This is a genomic window from Serratia sp. CMO1 (assembly GCF_015689115.1).
GTDB classification, from domain to species: Bacteria; Pseudomonadota; Gammaproteobacteria; order Enterobacterales; family Enterobacteriaceae; genus Serratia; species Serratia marcescens.
This window is the reverse complement of the sequence record NZ_CP065032.1, coordinates 801,808-822,964: the sequence shown is the minus strand read 5'-3', so window position 1 is coordinate 822,964 and position 21,157 is coordinate 801,808. Positions and strand designations below refer to the sequence as shown.

20 protein-coding genes and 5 tRNA genes are annotated in these 21,157 nt (G+C 59.0%); 5 read left to right on the top strand and 20 right to left on the bottom strand.

Annotated features, from left to right (window positions below):
- Positions 1-24: 24 nt before the first annotated feature.
- The 11 genes from luxS to alaS form a co-directional block, all read right to left on the bottom strand.
- Entirely contained in the window at positions 25-540 is a 516-nt protein-coding gene (gene luxS / locus IT763_RS03785) for an S-ribosylhomocysteine lyase (RefSeq protein WP_004932513.1), read from the bottom strand.
- A 166-nt stretch (positions 541-706) separates the two neighbouring features.
- Positions 707-2,269 (bottom strand): glutamate--cysteine ligase, encoded by a 1,563-nt coding sequence (gshA, locus tag IT763_RS03780; RefSeq protein WP_206195191.1) that lies wholly within the window; start codon positions 2,267-2,269, stop codon positions 707-709.
- Positions 2,270-2,351: 82 nt separating this feature from the next.
- Positions 2,352-2,780, bottom strand: coding sequence for a YqaA family protein (locus IT763_RS03775; RefSeq protein WP_004932520.1), 429 nt, complete (start codon positions 2,778-2,780; stop codon positions 2,352-2,354).
- Complete coding sequence (gene yqaB / locus IT763_RS03770; protein WP_206195190.1) at positions 2,777-3,343, bottom strand: fructose-1-phosphate/6-phosphogluconate phosphatase; 567 nt, start codon at positions 3,341-3,343, stop codon at positions 2,777-2,779. Before yqaB ends, IT763_RS03775 begins: the two co-directional genes overlap by 4 nt.
- A gap of 315 nt (positions 3,344-3,658) precedes the next feature.
- Positions 3,659-3,735 (bottom strand) — tRNA-Arg (locus IT763_RS03765).
- Positions 3,736-3,810: 75 nt separating this feature from the next.
- A tRNA-Arg gene (locus tag IT763_RS03760) sits at positions 3,811-3,887 on the bottom strand.
- 190 nt (positions 3,888-4,077) lie between these two features.
- A tRNA-Arg gene (locus tag IT763_RS03755) sits at positions 4,078-4,154 on the bottom strand.
- 61 nt (positions 4,155-4,215) lie between these two features.
- Positions 4,216-4,292 (bottom strand) — tRNA-Arg (locus IT763_RS03750).
- Positions 4,293-4,295: 3 nt separating this feature from the next.
- A tRNA-Ser gene (locus tag IT763_RS03745) sits at positions 4,296-4,388 on the bottom strand.
- Between the two features lie 310 nt (positions 4,389-4,698).
- Entirely contained in the window at positions 4,699-4,884 is a 186-nt protein-coding gene (gene csrA, locus IT763_RS03740; protein WP_004091602.1) for a carbon storage regulator CsrA, read from the bottom strand.
- Between the two features lie 252 nt (positions 4,885-5,136).
- Positions 5,137-7,764 (bottom strand): alanine--tRNA ligase, encoded by a 2,628-nt coding sequence (gene alaS, locus IT763_RS03735; protein ID WP_049300198.1) that lies wholly within the window; start codon positions 7,762-7,764, stop codon positions 5,137-5,139.
- Here alaS and IT763_RS03730 point away from each other — a divergent pair.
- A complete protein-coding gene (locus tag IT763_RS03730) occupies positions 7,714-7,857 on the top strand; it encodes a hypothetical protein (RefSeq protein WP_162180460.1) in 144 nt (47 codons plus the stop codon). The genes alaS and IT763_RS03730 overlap by 51 nt on opposite strands.
- Before the next feature lie 40 nt (positions 7,858-7,897).
- On the opposite strand, the gene recX is transcribed toward IT763_RS03730, so the two are convergent.
- From recX to pncC, 3 genes are all read right to left on the bottom strand, one after another.
- Positions 7,898-8,410 carry a recombination regulator RecX gene (recX, locus tag IT763_RS03725; protein WP_028127836.1) on the bottom strand — a complete coding sequence of 171 codons (513 nt, stop codon included), beginning with the start codon at positions 8,408-8,410 and terminating at the stop codon, positions 7,898-7,900.
- Positions 8,411-8,470: 60 nt separating this feature from the next.
- Positions 8,471-9,535, bottom strand: coding sequence for a recombinase RecA (recA, locus tag IT763_RS03720; protein WP_004932541.1), 1,065 nt, complete (start codon positions 9,533-9,535; stop codon positions 8,471-8,473).
- 111 nt (positions 9,536-9,646) lie between these two features.
- Complete coding sequence (gene pncC / locus IT763_RS03715; protein ID WP_042783712.1) at positions 9,647-10,135, bottom strand: nicotinamide-nucleotide amidase; 489 nt, start codon at positions 10,133-10,135, stop codon at positions 9,647-9,649.
- Positions 10,136-10,375: 240 nt separating this feature from the next.
- On the opposite strand from pncC, the gene IT763_RS03710 reads away from it, so the two are divergent.
- Positions 10,376-11,755: an MFS transporter gene (locus tag IT763_RS03710; protein WP_033641286.1), complete on the top strand. Its 1,380-nt coding sequence runs from the start codon at positions 10,376-10,378 to the stop codon at positions 11,753-11,755.
- 9 nt (positions 11,756-11,764) lie between these two features.
- On the opposite strand, the gene chbG is transcribed toward IT763_RS03710, so the two are convergent.
- The 6 genes from chbG to IT763_RS03680 form a co-directional block, all read right to left on the bottom strand.
- Complete coding sequence (gene chbG / locus IT763_RS03705) at positions 11,765-12,526, bottom strand: chitin disaccharide deacetylase (protein WP_206195189.1); 762 nt, start codon at positions 12,524-12,526, stop codon at positions 11,765-11,767.
- Positions 12,527-12,674: 148 nt separating this feature from the next.
- Positions 12,675-13,523 (bottom strand): transcriptional regulator ChbR, encoded by an 849-nt coding sequence (gene chbR, locus IT763_RS03700; RefSeq protein WP_016929032.1) that lies wholly within the window; start codon positions 13,521-13,523, stop codon positions 12,675-12,677.
- Positions 13,524-13,538: 15 nt separating this feature from the next.
- Positions 13,539-14,924, bottom strand: coding sequence for a glycoside hydrolase family 1 protein (locus IT763_RS03695; RefSeq protein ID WP_206195188.1), 1,386 nt, complete (start codon positions 14,922-14,924; stop codon positions 13,539-13,541).
- A 43-nt stretch (positions 14,925-14,967) separates the two neighbouring features.
- Positions 14,968-16,329: a PTS N,N'-diacetylchitobiose transporter subunit IIC gene (chbC, locus tag IT763_RS03690; RefSeq protein ID WP_016929034.1), complete on the bottom strand. Its 1,362-nt coding sequence runs from the start codon at positions 16,327-16,329 to the stop codon at positions 14,968-14,970.
- A 12-nt stretch (positions 16,330-16,341) separates the two neighbouring features.
- Entirely contained in the window at positions 16,342-16,659 is a 318-nt protein-coding gene (locus IT763_RS03685) for a PTS sugar transporter subunit IIB (RefSeq protein ID WP_004932561.1), read from the bottom strand.
- Between the two features lie 417 nt (positions 16,660-17,076).
- Positions 17,077-17,970: a LysR family transcriptional regulator gene (locus IT763_RS03680; RefSeq protein WP_206195187.1), complete on the bottom strand. Its 894-nt coding sequence runs from the start codon at positions 17,968-17,970 to the stop codon at positions 17,077-17,079.
- A 169-nt stretch (positions 17,971-18,139) separates the two neighbouring features.
- Here IT763_RS03680 and IT763_RS03675 point away from each other — a divergent pair, with 169 nt between their 5' ends.
- From IT763_RS03675 to IT763_RS03665, 3 genes are read left to right on the top strand one after another with little or no spacing between them, the layout of a single operon-like run.
- Entirely contained in the window at positions 18,140-18,877 is a 738-nt protein-coding gene (locus tag IT763_RS03675) for an SDR family NAD(P)-dependent oxidoreductase (protein ID WP_369435772.1), read from the top strand.
- Positions 18,878-18,889: 12 nt separating this feature from the next.
- Positions 18,890-19,861 carry an aldo/keto reductase gene (locus IT763_RS03670; RefSeq protein WP_206195186.1) on the top strand — a complete coding sequence of 324 codons (972 nt, stop codon included), beginning with the start codon at positions 18,890-18,892 and terminating at the stop codon, positions 19,859-19,861.
- A 29-nt stretch (positions 19,862-19,890) separates the two neighbouring features.
- Positions 19,891-20,883, top strand: coding sequence for a hypothetical protein (locus tag IT763_RS03665; protein ID WP_241005487.1), 993 nt, complete (start codon positions 19,891-19,893; stop codon positions 20,881-20,883).
- Positions 20,884-21,157: the final 274 nt, after the last annotated feature.

Here is a 21,157-nt window from a genome sequence, read left to right as displayed (position 1 = left end):
TTTGTTTCTGCGGGAAACGTACGGTCAGATATGCAGCTCCTGCAGCTTCTCTTTCGGCAGCGCCAGTTCGTCGTTGTGGTTCACCACCACGCCGTTATCCAGAATGTGCTTGGCGATTTCCTGCGCTTCTTCCAGCGAGTGCATGTGGTAGGTACCACACTGGTACTCGTTCAGCTCAGGGATCTTGCGCTGGTCGGTCACTTTCAGCACGTCGGCCATCGCCGCTTTCCAGGCATCGGCAACGCGCTGCTCTTCCGGCACGCCGATCAGGCTCATGTAGAAACCGGTGCGGCAGCCCATTGGGGAGATGTCGATAATCTCCACGCCCTGGCCGTTCAGGTGGTCGCGCATAAAGCCGGCGAACAGGTGTTCCAGCGTGTGAATGCCGCGTTCGGGCATCACTTCCAGGTTCGGGCGGCAAAAGCGCAGATCAAATACCGTGATGGTATCGCCATGAGGCGTTTTCATGGTTTTCGCAACGCGGACAGCCGGGGCTGCCATACGGGTATGATCGACGGTAAAGCTATCCAGCAATGGCATTTCGCTACCTCCTCGTAAAAGAGCATTTATTTCGAAACTTTTTTTCCTAACCGGGAAACCTTTTCCAACCCTGCGAGTCTGAGTATGTGAAAGACGCGCATTTGTTATCATCATCCCTGTCATCAGAGATGCATATTTGGCCACATTGATGTGGCCTTTTTCTTTTTCAGCTTCCGCCGTTTTGCTTCAGGAACGCTTCAAAGCTTAGCGTATCATTGGCTTCTATGTCGCGTTGACGCTGCCAAGAGGCTTCCCGCTCTTTATCCAGCTCGTCTTCGTTCAGGATTTCCAACGGCTCTTCCAGCAATGTCTGGCGATACTGCTCCGCCAGCTGCAGACCGACGCGCCCGGTGCCTTCCGCCTTCATCGCCTTCAGAATGCGCGCGGAGAAGGTCAGCTCAGGGTCGTCAAATGCGGCGACCAGCTCATCGCACACCTGCTGGTATTGACGGTTGCCGGCTTCGCCGTCCAACACTTCCGCCACCCGACGCAGATCGGCGAACAGCGCCTTGCCCACGTTTTCCAGCGGTTCATGGCTGGCGCCACAGCCGATGCCGATGGTCTGGCCCGGCTTGCGCCCTTCCAGAATCACCCGGTTCCAGTTCTTGCGCGTGCACAGCAGTTCATCGCTGCTCATCTCCGGCGCATCGGCCAGCGCGCACCACACCAGGAACAGATCCAGGAAACGCGCCTGCACCGCATCCACGCCGATCGGCGAGAACGGGTTGATATCCAGCGAACGCACTTCGATGTATTCGATACCGCCGCGCAGCAGCGCGTCTGACGGCGTCTCGCCGCTTTTGGTCACGCGCTTCGGCCGGATCGGCGCATACAGCTCGTTTTCGATTTGCAGCACGTTACTGTTCAACTGCAGGTAGCGGTCACCCTCTTTCACGCCCAGCTTGGCGAACTCTTCGGAAGGCGTAACGATCGCCCGCTTCAAACCGGCCACATAGCTGTGCAGATCGTTGAAGGTGATGCCCAGATTACTCTGCGACTTGTTGGTGTAACCCAGATCGCTCAGACGCAGCGAGGTGGCGTACGGCAGGTAGCACATCCCCTGCTCGGTGCGTTCGAACGGCAGAGTGGTCTCGCGACCTTTGAGGAACGAAGAACAAATGGCCGGCGATGCGCCGAACAGATACGGGATCACCCAACCGAAACGGTAATAGTTGCGGATCAGGCGGAAATACCCCGCCGAGATCTGCTCTTTACCGCTTTCTGCGTCCTGCACGCCAGCCCAGGCCTGCCAAAACTCCAGCGGCAGCGAGAAGTTGTAGTGCACGCCGGAAATGGTCTGCATCAACGCGCCATAGCGATTCTTCAGCCCTTCGCGGTACAGCGTCTTCATGCGGCCGATGTTCGACGAACCGAACTGCGCCAGCTCAATATCCTGCTCGGCTTCGATAAAGCACGGCATGCTGAGCGGCCACATGCGCTCATCGCCAATATTGCGCGCTACGTAGCGATGAATATCGCGCAGGAACGTCAGCAGGTGATCGATATTGTCATCAACCGGCGTAATGAACTCTAACAGCGCCTCGGCGAAATCCGTGGTGATCCAGTGGTGCGTCAATGCCGCCCCCAGCTTTTCCGGATGCCCGGTAGTCGCCAAGGTGCCGTTCGGCGTGACTCGCAGCGTTTCACGCTCGATGCCGCGACGAATGCCTTTTAATGCCTGAGGATGGGCTTCCAACCAAGAACGCGCCTGTGATACGTCCGGGATCAAATTGACCTCCCGCTTCTAAAAACAATAACTCGTAAGCATACTGAATCCGCACCCGAGAGAATATTGAGTTATATTCACTTGGTTACTGCCACCAGGCGATGCCCTGTACCGTTATCATAGCCAAAACGATGTAACGCAGCGCTTTTCCGATACACAGAAACAGCGCGACAGAGCCCCAGGGCATGCGCAGCCAACCTGCCAACACGCACAACAAATCGCCCACCACCGGCACCCAGCTGAGCAACAGCGCAGCCGGGCCGAAGCGTTGCAGCCACCCGAGCGCCGTTGCCAGCCCCCGCTGTGGTTTCAACGCCGGTAACAGGCGCCCGATAATGACATTGGTCAAGCCGCCCAGCGTGTTGCCCAGGGTCGCGGCCAGCACCAGCAATTCCGGCGAGACGCGACTCTGGGTCAGCAAAGCGACCAGAACGATTTCTGAATTTCCCGGCAGCAGCGTCGCACTGAGGAAGCTGCTGCCAAATAACGATATTACGGCTAGCGTACTACTCACAGCGTGCGAACGTCTACCACGTCCATACCGGCGCTTTTTGCCGCCTGAATGCCGAACTCGGCGTCTTCAAACACCACGCACTTTTCCGGCGGCACGCCGATAAGTTCGGCGCAACGCAGGAAGGTGTCCGGCTCCGGTTTATGGCGCTGTACGTCGTCCGCACCGACGATCGCGTCGAAGCAGTTGAACAGGCCGAGATGACGCAGCAGCATTTCCGCCATGCGGTGCTCGCTGCCGGTACCGACCGCCATCGGACGGCGACCGTGATAGGATTTTACCACCTCGATCAGCGGCAACGGGCGCACGCTGTCCAACAGCATCGCCTCCACCGCGCGGGTTTTCTCCGCGGCCAAGTGATGGGGATCGAGATCGGCCTGGTAGCTGGCGATAATCGCCTGAGCGATGCGCCAGGTCGGTGAACCGCTCAGCGCCACCATAGCCGCTTCATCAAACGTCATGCCATAACGTGACAGCACTTCACTCCACGCTTTGCGGTGCGTTGGCTCGGTGTCCAGAATCGTGCCGTCCATGTCGAAAATAAGACCCTGATAGCGGTCGTACATCGTTACTCCATGATCGTTGAGGAAAGAAAACTACTTTAGCGTAAAGCCGTTGGGTTGTCGCTGACTGCGTCATAGCGGAATGTGCTGTGATCGATCGGGTACAAAGCAGGAAAGGGGGGAAGAGAGAATGGCTAAATGCTGAAAAGCGAAAAACCCGCCAGGGCGGGTTTCTCTTAGATGGTGTATCCGGGAGGATGATTCGGCGCCAACGCCTCACCCTGCGGGCCGTTGCTAAAGCAACGTTATCCTCCCCAAGGACACTTTCTTTTTACCACCCGCATGACGATTTCTCTTCGCGATACGGGAGGTTAAACATGGTGCATCCGGGAGGATTCGAACCTCCGACCGCTCGGTTCGTAGCCGAGTACTCTATCCAGCTGAGCTACGGATGCATGACTGTTTTTGCCGCTTGCCTGTTTCACGAATAACAGAAAAGCAAAAACCCGCTAAGGCGGGCTTCTCTTAGATGGTGCATCCGGGAGGATTCGAACCTCCGACCGCTCGGTTCGTAGCCGAGTACTCTATCCAGCTGAGCTACGGATGCATTACTATTTTTACCGCGTGCCGGCTTTGCTAATAAAGCCAGACTTGAAGAATGGTGCATCCGGGAGGATGATTCGGCGCTAGCGCCTCACCCTGCGGGTCGTTGCTTAAGCAACGTTATCCTCCCTGGTAACACTTTCTTTTCTTCCACCCGCTTGAAGATTTCTCTTCGCGACGAGTGAGATTAAGAATGGTGCATCCGGGAGGATTCGAACCTCCGACCGCTCGGTTCGTAGCCGAGTACTCTATCCAGCTGAGCTACGGATGCACAGGAATTCTTTTTTGATACCGTATGGTACGTTGTTACTACCCCACCATACTGCAAAATATGGTGCATCCGGGAGGATTCGAACCTCCGACCGCTCGGTTCGTAGCCGAGTACTCTATCCAGCTGAGCTACGGATGCAAATGGCGGTGAGGCGGGGATTCGAACCCCGGATGCAGCTTTTGACCGCATACTCCCTTAGCAGGGGAGCGCCTTCAGCCTCTCGGCCACCTCACCATACGCTTCTTTCGAATTGTGCCTGACTTGCTTTGGAGAAGCTCATCGGCACTGCGTGGCGCACATATTACTTTCTCCGACTTTTAAGTCAAACAATTTTTCCCAACTCATGCGCGTTTGCACAATTCGCACCCAACATGGGCGATTTCACGGCAAAAAGGGCGTTTTATCAACAGGCAACCGCAACGTCTGCAGCAATAAAGCAGGAAACTCACCGGGAAAATAATCACGAAAAAGAAGAGGGAGAACGAAAGAAGTGGGTAAAACGATGCAGTAGCGTCTCGTCTGGCAACGAGACGCTGCTTCGGAATCAGTAAGTCGTCTGCTGAGACTTCTCTGCCTGAATGCGCTGATAGATTTCTTCACGGTGAACTGAAACCTCTTTGGGGGCGTTCACACCAATACGCACCTGGTTGCCTTTTACCCCTAGCACAGTGACCGTAACCTCATCGCCAATCATGAGGGTTTCACCAACTCGACGAGTCAGAATTAACATTCTTTGCTCCTTGAAAGATTAAAAGAGTCGGGTCTCTCAGTTTCCCCGTCATTATCCATCATATGTGGTGAAAACGTAAGCCGCGCAATCCACAATAAGTGTAAGCAGACTTGGTCCCACCTCAGATAATGGTAAGTTTAGCCGACCAGAAAAACTTTGTTCCCGCAATTGTAACTAAATTGTGTTAGCACAGTATAAAAACGCCATAATCAACAAAGTATTATGGCGTTTGTCCGTGCTATTTATTTATGTTCACAGCTTTGAGGCCACCCAGGCTTCTACGCTGTTTAACGCCGCTGGCAGGGCGTTGATATCCGTCCCCCCCGCCATCGCCATATCAGGGCGACCACCGCCCTTGCCGCCGACCTGCTGCGCCACGTTGCCGATCAACTCGCCGGCTTTCACGCGGTCAGTCAGATCCTTGGTCACGCCCGCGACCAGGCTGACTTTGTCATCAGCCGTCGTCGCCAACACGATAATGGCCGAACCCAATTGATTTTTCAGGTCATCCACCATGGTGCGCAGCATTTTGGCTTCGACATTGTCCAACTGGCTGACCAACAGCTTCACGCCGTTAACCACTTTCGCCTGGCTGGACAGCGACGCGCTTTCCTGCGCCGCCTGCTGATCTTTCAGCTGCTGCAGTTCTTTTTCCAGCGCGCGCGTGCGATCGAGCACCGAGCGCACTTTATCGGTCAGGTTGTTGCTGTCGCCCTTCACCAACTGAGCAACGTCTTGCAACAAATCGCTTTGCTGATGCAGCGTAGCGATAGCGCCAGCGCCGGTCACCGCTTCAATACGGCGGATGCCCGCCGCGGTGCCCGATTCGCTCAGAATGCGGAACAGGCCGATATCACCGGTGCGGCTGGCGTGGGTGCCGCCGCACAGCTCGGTGGAGAAGTCGCCCATGGTCAGCACGCGCACGTTGTCGTCGTACTTCTCTCCGAACAGCGCCATCGCCCCCTTCTCTTTGGCATCTTCCAACGCCATCAGCTCGGTCTGCACCGGCAGGTTACGACGCACCTGCTGGTTAACCAGATCTTCCACCGCGCGAATTTGTTCCGGCTTCATCGCTTCAAAATGCGAGAAGTCGAAGCGCAGGTATTTGTCGTTAACCAGAGAGCCTTTCTGCGCAACGTGCTCGCCCAACGTTTGGCGCAGCGCGGCGTGCAGCAGGTGGGTCGCGGAGTGGTTCAGACGGATGCTGTTGCGGCGCTCAGTGTCGATCTGCGCGTCCACGCGATCGTTCAGCTTCAGCGAACCTTGCGCCAGCTTGCCTTGATGGCCGATAGCCTGACCGTATTTCTGGGTGTCGTTGACCACAAACTCGGCGCCGGCGGCTTTCAGCACGCCTTTATCGCCGACCTGGCCGCCGGATTCACCGTAGAACGGCGTCTCGTCCAGCACCACCACCGCCTCTTCGCCGGCGTTGATCTGATCGACAGGCTGGCCGTCGCGGAACAGTGCGATGACCGTCGCCTGCTGCTCGTCGTGATCGTAGCCGCTGAACTGGCTGCTGCCGTCCACGCGGATCAGGCTGTTGTAGTCGGCGCCGAAGCCGCTGGATTCGCGCGCGCGGCGACGCTGTGCTTCCATCGCTTCTTCAAAGCCCGCTTCGTCGACTTTCAGACCGCGTTCGCGGCAGACGTCAGCGGTCAGATCGACCGGGAAACCGTAGGTATCGTACAGACGGAAAGCGGTTTCGCCGTCCAGAGTATCACCCTGCAGCTTGGCCAGCTCTTCGTCCAGCAGCGCCAGACCACGCTCCAGCGTGCGGGCAAACTGCTCCTCTTCGGTTTTCAGCACCTGTTCCACCAGCGATTGCTGGCGTTTCAGCTCGTCGGCCGCCGGGCCCATCACTTCGATCAGCGGCGCTACCAGCTTGTAGAAGAAGGTATCTTTCGCGCCCAGCATGTTGCCATGGCGGATCGCGCGACGAATGATGCGACGCAGCACGTAGCCGCGGTTTTCGTTAGAGGGGATCACGCCGTCAGACACCAGGAAAGCGCAGGAACGGATGTGGTCGGCAATAACGCGCAGAGATTTGTTGTCCAGATCGTTCGCGCCGGTCACTTTCGCCACGGCGGCGATCAGGGTGCGGAACAGGTCGATCTCATAGTTGGAGTTCACATGCTGCAACACCGCCGCGATGCGTTCCAGACCCATGCCGGTATCCACCGAAGGTTTCGGCAGCGGCAGCATGGTGCCGTCGGACTGACGGTTGAACTGCATGAAAACGATGTTCCAGATCTCGATGTAACGGTCGCCGTCTTCTTCCGGGCTGCCTGGAGGGCCGCCCCAGATGTGATCGCCGTGATCGTAGAAAATCTCGGTGCACGGGCCGCATGGACCGGTGTCGCCCATCTGCCAGAAGTTATCGGAAGCGAAAGGCGCGCCCTTGTTGTCGCCGATGCGGATAATGCGCTCGGCCGGTACGCCGATTTGCTTCTGCCAGATGTCGAATGCTTCGTCATCGGTTTCATACACGGTGACCCACAGTCTCTCTTTCGGCAGGTTGAACCAGTTTTCACCGGTCAGCAGTTCCCACGCGTAGCTGATAGCATCGTGCTTGAAGTAATCGCCGAAGCTGAAGTTGCCCAGCATTTCAAAGAAGGTGTGGTGACGAGCGGTATAACCGACGTTTTCCAGGTCGTTATGCTTGCCGCCTGCGCGCACGCAGCGCTGCGAGGTGGTGGCGCGGGAATAGGCGCGTTTGTCGAGCCCCAGGAAAACATCCTTAAATTGGTTCATGCCGGCATTGGTAAACAGCAATGTCGGATCATTGTTAGGCACCAGGGAGCTACTTGCTACAACCTGATGACCCTTACTATGAAAGAAATCGAGAAACGCTTGACGGATCTCAGCGGTGCTCTTGCTCATAATTTTCCTGGAAAGGCTAGAATAACGACACGTGAGCCGGTGGCGCGTCATCCCGACGATGACAACCAGCTCACGAACAAAAAGTGGGGATAAGATAAATTTTCTTCAGAGGGAAGTAAAACCCCGTGTGCGCTCATTGCGCAAAATCACGGTAAATTGACTGAATTTCTTCCTGGAAGAAGCCGCGATAGAGCAGATAACGCTGCACTTTGGCTTTCTCTTTCCAGTCGGTTGGCAACGCATCGCCAAATTTTCGCTGCGCCACCTGTTTCGCCTGTTCGCACCAGTCGATATCGCATTCCGCCAGCGCGTCCTGCACCAGCGCTTTATCCACGCCCTTTTGCATCAGTTCGCTGCGGATGCGCTGCGCGCCATAACCTTTGCGGCTGCGGCTGCCGATGTAGCTGTGGGCGAAACGCTTATCGTCCAGCCAGTTGTGCTGGTAACAGTAGACGATAACCTGATCGATCAGCGCAGGATCCACCGGCTCTTCGGCCACCGTCGGCGATGTCGGCGCATGCGGCCCCTTGCCGCCAAACCGGGCTTTCGCCACAAACGGCTGCGCCGCAAGTTTGCGGCGCAGTTCAGCTTCACTATGATCGCGTTGCGACAGCAGGCGCATGGCGCGGCTTAGCAAGTCATTCATCATTCAAGCCTGAATTCAGAGGATATGCGCCACATAAACGGCGGCGCACATCTTCAGCGATTAGAACTGCTCGCTGGTTTCCGCTTCGTCATCTTCGAAGTCGTCACCGGAGGCAGCCACCAGCTCACCGCCGCTGTGCAGCAGCAGGTCGCGCAGCTTCTTATCCAGCTCGGCGGCGATAGCCGGGTTTTCTTTCAGGAAGTTACAGGCATTCGCCTTGCCCTGACCGATCTTCTCGCCGTTATAGCTGTACCAGGCGCCGGCTTTTTCGATCATCTTGTGCTTCACGCCCAGATCGACCAGTTCGCCACGGCTGTTGATGCCTTCGCCGTACATGATTTGGAACTCAGCCTGTTTGAACGGCGCAGCGATTTTGTTCTTCACCACTTTCACGCGGGTTTCGCTGCCCACCACTTCGTCGCCTTCTTTGATGGCGCCGATACGACGGATATCCAGACGCACCGAAGCGTAGAACTTCAGGGCGTTACCGCCGGTCGTGGTTTCCGGGTTGCCGAACATCACACCAATTTTCATACGGATCTGGTTGATGAAGATCAGCAGGGTATTGGCGTTTTTCAGGTTGCCGGCCAGCTTACGCATGGCCTGGCTCATCATGCGCGCCGCCAACCCCATGTGCGAATCGCCGATTTCACCTTCGATTTCCGCCTTCGGCGTCAGCGCCGCCACGGAGTCGACGATGATGACGTCAACCGCGCCGGAGCGGGTCAGCGCATCACAGATTTCCAGCGCCTGCTCGCCGGTGTCCGGCTGGGAGCACAGCAGGTTGTCGATATCGACGCCCAGCTTTTTCGCATAGATAGGATCCAGCGCGTGCTCGGCATCGATGAACGCACAGGTTTTGCCTTCGCGCTGCGCGGCGGCGATCACCTGCAGCGTCAGAGTGGTTTTACCGGAGGATTCCGGGCCGTAAATTTCGACGATGCGGCCCATCGGCAGGCCGCCGGCGCCCAGAGCGATATCGAGTGACAGTGAGCCGGTGGAGATCGTTTCCACGTCCATGGAGCGGTCTTCACCCAGGCGCATGATGGAGCCTTTGCCGAACTGTTTCTCAATCTGGCCCAGTGCCGCAGCTAACGCCTTTTGCTTGTTCTCATCAATAGCCATTTTTGCTCCTTCGTTTCGCAATGCCGGTGTTACCCCACACTGCCACTGAATGTATGTTGTGCAGGAAATGTCACTAATTATACTGTATGGTCATACAGTATCAAGCCTAATTTACAAAAATTCGTCGATGGCGGTTTGCAGCGCGAAAATCGTCGCCTGCAGCCGCACCGCGTCGCGGTCGCCCTCGAATTGCATCTTGCGCGACAGCCCCCGGCCATCGCTGCCGGCGAAGCCGAACCACACGGTGCCGACCGGCTTTTCCGCGCTGCCGCCGTCCGGGCCGGCGATGCCGCTCACCGACAGCGCCAGATCGGCCTGCGCCGCCCGCAGCGCCCCTATGGCCATCTCGCGCACCACCTCTTCGCTGACCGCGCCATGCGCCGCCAACGTCGCTTCGCTCACCCCCAGCAGATCATGCTTCGCCGCATTGCTGTAGGTCACGAATCCGCGATCGAAATAGGCGGAGCTGCCCGCGACATCGGTAATGGCCTTGGCGATGCCGCCGCCGGTGCAGGATTCCGCGCAGGTGATCCAGCGGCCCTGCGCCTTCAGTTTTTCCCCTGCCAGCACGCTGAGCCGGCGCAATTGGTTTTGACTCATAACCCCTCCCTCGCGAATTCAGGTATATGCGCCCGATAGTAACATTTATCAAGGCGGCGCGGCGGCTGGCGCGCAGAAATGCGCAGCGCCTCGCAGGAGGTGCGGTTTTAAGCGCCCGGCCAAGCTGCTAGTATCAAAAGAAGCGCCCCATCGAGCGGCGGCGCACCAGCACAAGGAACATCACGGAGGCGGCACGCTGCGGCGGCCTCAGGGCGCACCAGAAGAGATTAGGATGATAGCGTGAAAAAAACGTTGGGCGTATTTTTGCCGTTGTACACCACCACCCTGCTGCTGCTGTTGGGCTCAGGCCTGCTCACTACCTACGTCTCGCTGCGGCTGACCTCCATTCACGTCAGCAGCGCGCTGATCGGCGCCATCATCGCCGCCAACTACATCGGGCTGGTGATCGGCGGCAAGGTCGGCCACTTTCTCATCGCCCGCGTCGGGCATATCCGCGCCTACGTGGCCTGCGCCGGCATCATAACCGCCGCGGTGCTGGGCCACGGCCTGACGGCGTTCATTCCCGCCTGGGTCGCGCTGCGTCTGGTGATCGGGTTGTGCATGATGTGCCAGTATATGGTGCTGGAAAGCTGGCTGAACGACCAGGCGGAATCCAACCAGCGCGGCATGGTGTTCGGCTTCTATATGGCGGCGACCTATCTCGGCATGTCGCTGGGCCAGATCGTGCTGATGCTGCAGAGCAACCTGGGCATCACCACGCTGCTGGTGATCGCGCTGTGCTTCGCGCTTTGTCTAGTGCCGATCGCGCTTACCACCCGCACCAATGCGCGCCACATGTCGCCGGCCCCGATGGAGCTGCGTTACTTTGTCGGCGCCATTCCCAAGGTGCTGGCCACCACGCTGGTGATCGGCATGGTGGTGGGCTCGTTTTACGGCCTGGCGCCGGTCTACGCCAGCCTGCAATCCTTAACCACTCAGCAAACCGGCCTGTTCATGGCGCTGGCCATCTTCGCCGGGCTGATCGCGCAGTTCCCGCTCAGTTGGCTGTCGGATCGCTATAATCGCCCGTTGCTGATGCGCCTCAACGCCATTTTGCTGATCGTGGCGGCGCTGCCGCTGGCGCTGCTGCCGCACATCGATTTCCCGCTGCTGCTGGCGGTCGGGTTCGTCGTCAGCATGTTGCAATTTACGCTCTACCCGCTGGCGGTGGCGCTGGCCAACGATCTGATCGAGCCGGAACGCCGCGTCTCGCTGGCCGCCTGTCTGCTGATGGCGTTCGGCGTCGGCGCCAGCATCGGGCCATTGGCGGTCGGCGCGCTGATCGAACCGCTGGGCGGCAATATCCTGTACGCCTTTTTCGCCCTGTGCGGCGTGCTGCTGGCGGCCCTCAGCCGCACGGCGAAAGCGGAAGAACCGCAGCTGGCGCAGGACGCGCCGGTGCCCCACATCCCGCTGCCAGACAGCCTCGCCAGCTCGCCGCTGTCGCCGGCGCTCAATCCGACCTTCGATGAGCAGATCATTCACGACACCATGCCGCCGCCGGAAGCGGCGCCCGAGGTCGACGAGCCACAGCCTGAAGCACAAGAGGCGGAGCCCTTGCCTCAAGGCGCCGATCCTGAAGAAGACACCGGCCTGAAAAAGGCGCACGCCATGCTGTAAACGGCGGTGTTACAGATCCTGGAAGGAGCCCAACAGAAAACCGCGTTCGGCGATCGCCGCTTTCAGCGTCGGCGCGGTCAACACATCCAGCTCGACGAGGCGCGGGTGGCAGTATTGGCTCTGCAGGATCGTCGCGTCGAGGAACGCCGGGTGGCACATCATTTCCAATGATTCTGCGCCCTGCTCGTCGGCGCGCGCCAACCTTTGCAGGAACAACGTTTCGGAAATCGTCTCACCGTAGAATCCCGCGTCGAAAGCGTCAGTGCTATAGGGGGCATGCAGCGTGATGCCACGCCGTTTCGCCTCTTCGCGATCGAGACGCAGCGGCAGCCCCTGCGCTTGCGCGAACGCCTCCACCAGCGGATAAATTTGCGGCTGCATATGCACATGGTGGTGGCTGTCGATATGCGTCGGCGGCCGGCCGAACAGCGTCACGAAGCGCGCGAACTGGCGCTGCAGCTCCTCGCGAATTTCGTCCAGCGACAGCTCGCCGGCCTCGGCGCGGCGCCACAGCCATTTGCCCAGTTCGCCATGTTCGTTGACCAACGAAGGCATGGCGCCCAGCGGCTTGCCATGGGTCAAAACGAAATGCAGCCCGATCGGCAACCCCGGATATTGCCGGCTGAGCGCCGCCGCGTGCTGCGCGCCGCCGCCGTTCACCATCGCCGTGGTGGAGGAAACGACGCCATGCTGATACGCCTCGATGACGCCATAGTTCTGCCCTTTGCTCAGGCCGAAATCATCGGCATTCACGATCAGTAGTTTTTCCATAGAGGCTCCCGCGGGATAGATTTTTGGCAAGGGAAGGCCGACCGCTCGGCGCGGCATTCCCCCTCGTTAAGGTAAAAATCAAATGATTAACCGACCGGCGCCCTGAAGCTCATCGGCATATCGGCGTTGATACTGATCGGGAGCGGCCCTAAAGAGGGCCGTAACACTTTTTTCGGTAATTGCCCGGGGTCACGTCGGTGAGCCGCTTGAAGTTTTTGATGAACAGGCTGACGTCGCCATAGCCGGAATCGAAGGCGATATCGGAAACCGAATAGTTGGTGACCTCCAGCTGCGTCTTGGCGAAGTTGATGCGGATCTCATTGATCACCTGCATCGGCGTTTTATGGTAGTAACGCCGCATCGCCCGGGTCAGGTACTCCTGGGTTTTCCCCGACAGCGCCACCATGTTCGCCAACGCCTTTTCGCCGAACATCGCCTTGTCATGCATGCCGGCCAGGGTGTTCTTCAGCCACTGCGGGATATCATCGCCGCCGTCGTTTTCTTCTTTATAATGTCGGATGCGGCTGATCACGTAGAAGGTCAATGTTTCGAGGAATTCGGCGAAGTCGTCCTCACGAAACTGCGGGGAACTCACCACCGATTCGATATAGGCCAAAAACTCGCTTCTCAGGCTGTAAGCCTGCGAGGCGACAAAGCAGCGCGGCAGCTGTTGCAAGTAATGCTCTTCAAAAAACGCTTTGCTGACCGCCACGTTGAAAATTTTCGTCGCGCCGAACTCGTAAAAGCTCTGGTGGTAGGAACCGATAGGGATAAAGACGAAATCCCCGCGTTCCAGCAGCACCCGCTTGCCGTTGATCTCCTGATAGCATTTGCCGCTCAGCACGATGGTGAACTCGTAATAGTCGTGCTGATGCAGCCCGGTGGCACTTTCCACCTTGTTATAGATGAACAGGTGAAAGTCTTTGCAGTTAAAGAAATCCTGCTCGCGAATCAGCTTCACGTCGTTGGCACTCAGCGAAATTCGGTTATCGGACACGGCACCGGCCTCCCGTTAGTCAAATCCGTTGCGTCTGGCCGCCTCGGCAAACCAGTAACCGCTTTTTTTGATGGTGCGCCGCTGATCCGCCCGATCCAGCCGCACCAGCCCATAACGATTCTTGTAGGCATTCAGCCAGGACCAGCAGTCGATAAAGGTCCACAGATGATAGCCCTTGCACTGCGAGCCTTCCGCCAGCGCGCGGTGCAGCCACTTCAGGTGTTCGCGAATAAAGTCGATGCGGTAATCGTCCTCCACCCGCCCATCGGCGCCGATAAACGCTTCTTCGCCCTCGACGCCCATGCCGTTTTCCGAAATATAACAGGGCAGATTGCCGTAGTTCTCTTTCAGATCCATCAGGATGTCGTACAGCCCCTTCTCGTAGATCTCCCAGCCGCGGTGCGGATTGATTTTGCGGCCCGGCATTGCATAGTAACTGAACAAATCCTCCGGCGATGCGATCGGCCCTTCGGCGCGCCGTCCCTCTTTCGCCTGCACCCTGCGCGGCTGGTAATAGTTGACGCCAAGGATATCCACCACGCCGCCTTCGATCAGCTGCGCATCCTGCGGTTCGCAGTAAGGCATCAGCCCATGCTGCGCCAACAGATGCAGCAACGCCGCCGGATAACGCCCTTTGGCGACCGGATCGAGAAAGCTGCGGTTGAGCAACAGATCGGCGTCGTGTGCGGCCTGCAGATCCTCCGGCGCATCGGAGCGCGGATAGGTTGGGCTCAGGTTCAAAATGATGCCGATGCTCCCCGGCAGCCCCCGCGCTCTGAAACGCTGCACCGCCATGGCGTGCGCCAGCACGCTGTGATACGCCACGGTGACCGCCCGTTTGAAGTCCACCACGCAAGGGTAGTGCAGGTCATTCAGGTAACCGGCTTCCACCGGCACGATCGGCTCGTTGAAGGTAAACCAGTGGGTGACCCGATCGCCAAACAGGCCGAAACAGGTATCGGCGTAACGCGCATAGGCTTCGACCACCGCCCGGCTTTCCCAACCGCCGCGCTGTTGCATGCACAGCGGCATATCGAAGTGATAGAGATTGATAAACGGGGTGATGCCCTGCGCCAGCAGCTCGTCGATCATCGCGTTATAGAACGCCACCGCCTGCGGGTTCACTTCACCGTCGCCGTCCGGGATCAGCCGCGACCACGAGATCGAGGTTCTGAAAGTATTATGGCCCAGCGTTTTGAGCAGCCCGATATCGGTGCGGAAATGGTCATAAAAGGTCGAGGCCTCGGTCGGCCCCACCCGTCCGTGAAAGCGCTCGGGCGCGATCTCGTACCAATAGTCGAAGATGTTGCGACTCTTGCCGTCCCGCGCGGCCGCCCCTTCAGACTGCGGCGCGGAGGTGGCGCTGCCCCACCAGAACCCGTCGGCAAATTGATATTCCATACTCGCGTCCCTCGCGGGGCGGCCGCGCCGCCCCGTTCCACAGTTAGAATTTCAGCGCCTTGGCGATGTCTTCTTCGCTTTCCGTCGCCGCGTCGATCTGGCTCTGCGCCTTGTTGGAGATCGCCACGAACGGCAGATAGATCACGGTGGCGACCGCCAGGTTGAACAGGCTCAGCAACATGGCCATGATGCTGCCGTTGGTGTTGAAGAACGCCCCCAGGCCGACCGGCATGGTCCAGGGCGCGATGTTGGTGATCGGCGGGATCAGCCCGGAGTAGTAGGCCAGGGAGGTGATAATGGTCAGCACCGGCTGCACCAGGATGAACGGAATGAACATCACCGGGTTCATGATCACCGGCAGACCGAACAGTATCGGTTCGTTAATCTGGAAGATGCCGGATGGCGTCGCCAGTTTGGCGACCTGGCGGTAATCTTCGCGGCGCGAGGCGATGAAGATGGCGATGATCAAGCCCAGCGTCGAGCCGGTGCCGCCGAGGTAGATGTAGGAATCGACGAACGGTTTCGCCCACATGTGGAACTCTTTTCCGGCGGCTACCGCCGCTTCGACCGAACCGTATTTGTTGTACAGCTCCACGTTTTCCAGCGCGAACGGCGTCATGATGCCGCTGTCCAGCGCCGCCAGCGCCATGGAGCCGTGCACCCCAAAGAACCACAGCAGCGAGGAGAACAGCACGTACACCCAGCCCACCACGCTGCCCATCTTGGCCAGCGGCGCCGAAATGCCGTCCATGATGATCTGGTGAAAGTTGGTGCCCCAGTGCGCCAGTGCGAACGCCACCAGCCCCATGATGGAGAGGATGATGAAACCGGGGATCAGCGCCGAGAAGGAACGCGACACCGAGGCCGGCACGCTGTCCGGCAGGCTAATCACCCAGTTGCGCCGCACGATGAAGGCAAACATCTCGGCCACCGCCAGCCCGATCACCATACCGGAAATGATGTTGGCGCCTCCCAACCAGTTGGCTCCCACCGCATAGGCCTCGCCGACATTGAACGGCGTGACGGTCATAAAGGCCGCCACCGCCAGCAGCGCCGAAGCGAGCGGATCGACCTTGCGCTCTTCCGCCAACGCCATGCTGATAAAGAACGGCGTCATCAGGGACATGATCCCCAGCGTGCCGTTGTAAACGCTGCCGCCGATGCTCTTCAGACTATTCAGCGTCTCTATGGTAGAGGCATCTAACCTTACGCCCAGAGAATAGAAGAACGATCCTTCGCCGAAGCTCAGAAACACGTTGTTGATCAACACGAACATCGCCCCGGTCAAGGTCAGCGGCATCAGGCGGATAAAGCCATTCTTGATGGCGTTGACGTGGGGCTGCTTACCGATTTTTACGGCGAAAGGCAGGATAACCTTCTCGAGCGAGGCAATGAGGGTATTCACGGCGGCCTCCTGTTATTGATTGGCTTTCTTGATGGCGGCCACCGCGGCCTTCAGCACGCCCAGCCCATCGACCTTGCCGTACAGCAGCGGATCGATGACCTCAACGGGTTTATTGGGCAGCTGTTTTTGCACTTCCGGCAAGGTGTAGGCGATCTGCGGCCCCAGCAGGATCAGATCCGCCTCAACGCCTTTCTCCGCAGCCAGCGCTTCCGGGTAGGCGGCGATGATCACCGGCACTTCATATTTCTCGGCCTGCGCCTTCATTTTTGATACCAACAGGGAAGTGGACATACCGGCAGAACAAAACAGATAGATTTTTTTCTTTTCCATACCAAGCACCTCAGATAATCAAAAAAACCCCGTGTTATTTGTATGCCAGATGCAATCACGATTGCTTCACGCACATTCCTTATGAAAATTTCCGTCACGTTGCCCTGGTTACAGACAGTATACGGAGCATGAAAAACGGATCGGTAAGCCAGGAGGAAACACAACCGTCTCTCATTGACCTGGCGGATTGACCCCCTTCACATTTCGCATAAAAAAATAGTGTGATCGGGCTCTCAAATAACTGAAAAAAGCTCAGAATATTCGCAAAAAATACTCAAATAACAATTATAAACAGCAAGTTACAAACTCACCGAGAATTTAAGGGGTTATTTGCGCCTGAACAAACGGCGTGGGAATAAAAATAGTTCAAGCTTGATTCGCCTACTGCCATCCGAACGCGATGGCAGGCGAGGAGGATTACACGGGCAGACGCAGCAACTCGATCACCGTGGCCAGCGCCACGGAATGGTTCCTGCGGTTGGGGTAATAGAGGTAAAAACCGGGAAACGGCGCACACCAGTCGGCCAACACCCGCCGCAGCCGCCCGCTCGCCAGGTGTTCTTCCACCTCCTGTTCGATAGCGAAAGCGATGCCGACGTGCGCCAACGCCGCCTGCAGCAACAGCCTGGCGTCATCCACGATAAGCGGGCTGTTAACCGCCACGGAAAACCGCTGCTCGCCCTGCTGAAATCCCCATTTGTAGCGCTCACCCGATGAGGCCTTACGCCAACCGATGCAGCGGTGCTGCAGCAAATCCTGCGGATGCGTCGGTTCGCCGTGCCGTTGAAAATAGTCCGGCGTGGCGACGATGGCAAAACGCAGATCCGGCGTCAGGCGCACCGCGCGCATATCGTTGTGCAGATCCTCGCCGAGCCGAATACCGGCGTCAAAGCCTTGCTCGACGATGTTGGCGAACCCCTCGTCCGCCACCACCTCCAGCGTAATGCCGGGGTACTCGCTGGCCAACCGCCCCAGATGCGGCACGATGGCGAGATCGATCGCCGAACGCGGCGCGTTGATACGCACCAGGCCGCGTGGCCCTTCGCGAAACGCATTCAGGCTCTCCAGCGCGGCGTCGATGTCGGTAAAGGCGGGCACCAACTGTGCCAGCAGATGCTCACCGGCCTCCGTCGGCGAGACGTCGCGGGTGGTGCGATTCAGCAGGCGAATGCCCACCTGCGCTTCCAATTCGCGCAGGGTGTGGGTCAGCGTCGGCGGCGTCACGCCCAATCGGGCGGCGGCACGGCGGAAGCTGCGTTCACTGGCGATAGCCACGAAGGCCGCCAGGCCGGACAATTCGGGTTTCTTCATGCTATTAATATAAATTATCTAATAGTGAGATGAATTTTTAGCGGATAGTTATCCGTCATCTAACAACATAGCATTGCGATCGAACCCATTACCAGGTATCGAAGCGATGATTAATGCTACAGCTCCAACTCATGAAACACCGCGCCGTTTGGCGGACAAAGTCGTACTGGTGAGCGGCGGCGGTACCGGTATCGGCCGCGCTGCGGCGCTGGCCTATGCCCGCGAAGGTGCCAACGTCGCGCTGGTCGGCCGTCGCGCGGCGGAAATCGAAGCCACGGCGCGCGACATCGCGCTGGCCGGCGGCGACGCCCTGCCCATCGTGGCCGACGTCTCCCAGGAAGACGATATCCGCAGGCTGCTCGCCACGGTGAGCGCCCACTACGGCCGGCTCGACGTCGCCTTCAACAACGCCGGCATCATCGGCAACTTCGCCCCCATCACCGAACAGAGCAGCGAGGATTTTGACCGCGTGATCGCCATTAACCTTCGTGGCGTCTGGCTGGCGATGAAATACGAGATTGAAACCTTCCTGGCACAGCATTCAGGCGGCGTGATCATCAACACGTCCTCCTGGCTGACCCACGGCGCGCTGGCCGGCTCATCCAGCTACTCCGCCAGCAAAGGGGCGCTCGATGCGATGATCCGCGCGGTGGCGCTCGAATACAGCGGCCAGGGCATCCGCGTCAACAACATCAACCCCGGCATCATCGACACGCCGATGGCGCGCGGCAGCGTGGCCGACAGCGCGGCGTTCGCGCCCTTTATCGCCCACACGCCCGCCGGCCGCCTGGGCGAATCGGAAGACATCGGCGATGTGGCGCTGTGGCTGGCGACGGACGAAGCCCGCTTCATCACCGGCCAAAGCCTGCTGGTGGACGGCGGTTACACCATCGCCGGCATGCGCTGAGGAGACGACGCCATGAACTACGTACGGCTTGGCGACAGTGGCCTGCAGGTGTCCAGCCTCTGCCTGGGTTGCATGACCTACGGCGATCCGGCCTGGCGGCCCTGGGTGCTGAAAGAAGATGAAGCGCGCCCCTTTATCCGCGAGGCGCTGGAAGCGGGCATCAATTTTTTCGATACCGCCAACATTTACTCCGGCGGAGAAAGCGAGCGCATTCTCGGCCGCGCGCTGAAGGCGTTCGCCCGCCGTGAAGACGTGGTGATCGCCACCAAAGCCTACTTTCCGATGGACGCGCAGCCGAACAACCGCGGACTGTCGCGCAAGCACCTGCTGCACAGCGTCGACGCCTCCTTGCAGCGGTTGGGGACGGATTATCTCGATCTGTTCGTGCTGCACCGCTTCGACACCGAAACGCCGATCGAAGAAACTGCCGACACCCTCGACGGCCTGGTGCGGGCGGGCAAAATCCGCTATCTCGGCGCCTCTTCGCTGCACGCCTGGCGCCTGATGAAAATGCTGGCCTTTCAACGTCAACACCGCCTGGCGCCGTTTATTTCGCTGCAAAGCCAATACAACCTGGTGACGCGTGAAGATGAAGAGGAGCTGATCCCGCTGTGTCTGGAGGAGGGCCTTGGCCTGACGCCCTGGTCGCCGCTGGCCCGCGGCGTACTGGCCGGTTCCGGCAGTGGCGGCACGCTGCGCGCCGCCACCGACGAACAGGTCCCCCGTTGGTATAACGGCAGAAAGGAGGTAGAGCGCACCGTCGATGCGGTAGCGGAGGTGGCGGCCGCGCGCGGCGTTCCACCGGCGCAGATCGCGCTGGCCTGGCTGTTGGCCAGACCCGGCGTGACGTCACCGCTGGTGGGCATGTCCAAGCCGCATCATCTGCAGGATGCGCTGGCAGCGCTCACCCTCAGGCTATCGCCGGAAGACGTCGCCGCACTGGAGGCGCCAATGGCACAGGCTGCCCGCCCCGAGCGCTGGTAGCTCCTTTTCCCCCATTCCCGGAGAGAAACATGTCATACGCTGTTATCGCGCGAGCGGCGTTGTTCACCCTCGCTACCGCACTCACTCTTAGCCCACCGGCGCAGGCAGCCGTCAGCGCAGACTGCACAGAAAGCAGCATAACGCTGCCGTCCGGCGCGCTTTACCCCAACGGCATCGCCCGCGCAGCGGACGGTACGCTGTATGTCGGGCTGATCACCAGCGGCAACGTGCTGCGCAAACGGCCGGGTAAAGCGTGGGAAACCTTTTTCCCCGGTGCTGACACGGTGTTCGCCTCAAATGCGCTGCGGCTGGACGAACGGCGCGGGCTGCTGTGGGGCAATTCGCCGGACTTTCTCTCCGGCGGCAAAGCGCGCGCCAACCGCATCTATGCGCTGAACGTCGCGGATGGCACCCTCAACCGCAGCCTGGCGCTGCCGGCGGGAGAAATGGGCAACGATATCGTGCTCGGCGCAGACGGCACGGTGTACGTAACGGAAACCCGCGGCGGCGGCATCCTGCGCCTGCGGCCGGGCGAAACGGCATTCAGTACGCTGTATCGGGATCCGCAATTGGCGGCTCCCAGCGGGTTGGGGGCCGCCGGGATCGTGCTGCTCGACGACCGGCTGATGGCAGTCGCCAATTTCGGCACCGGTAAGCTCTACACCCTCAGCTATAACGATCCAAAGCCGCAGTTGACGGAAATGCAGCTGCCGCGCCTCATCGAAAACCCGGACGGGATGGGATTGGCGCCAGACGGCGCGCTGATCTTGCTGGAAAACGGGATCCAGAGCGGCCAAGGGCGGATCCTGCGGATCCCGTCACCCAAGGCGGCAGGGATGCACCAGCTTGAGGTCTTGCGCGAAGGCATGGAGTCGCCGGTCAACCTGACTATCACCCCACAAGGCTGCGCCTTCGTCAGCGAGTCGCGCATCCGCCACCGTCTGCTGCCCGGCCATGAAACCGAAGTGCCCGACAGCTTCCGCCTCTATCAACTGCCCTTGCCTCTCACCGCCGCGCAATAACCTCTCCAGCACCACTGCGGGCGGCGACACTTGCGTTGTTGCCCGCAGGCGAACAACAATCTCGCTGCGTTACAAACCGGCCTTGCGCAGCGCTTCCCATTTTTACCTGTGACAGCCGATTGCCCGCTGGGCTAGTATAAGCGTCTGTGCAAACCTTGGGTTTGAGCGCGCCGTTTGGCGTTTTGATGATTTGATTTGCGCCGCCCGGCAAGCGCTAAAAGGGGCGGCGTCTGCTGAAACAATGTGATAGCGAATGACGACAATGAAAATCACA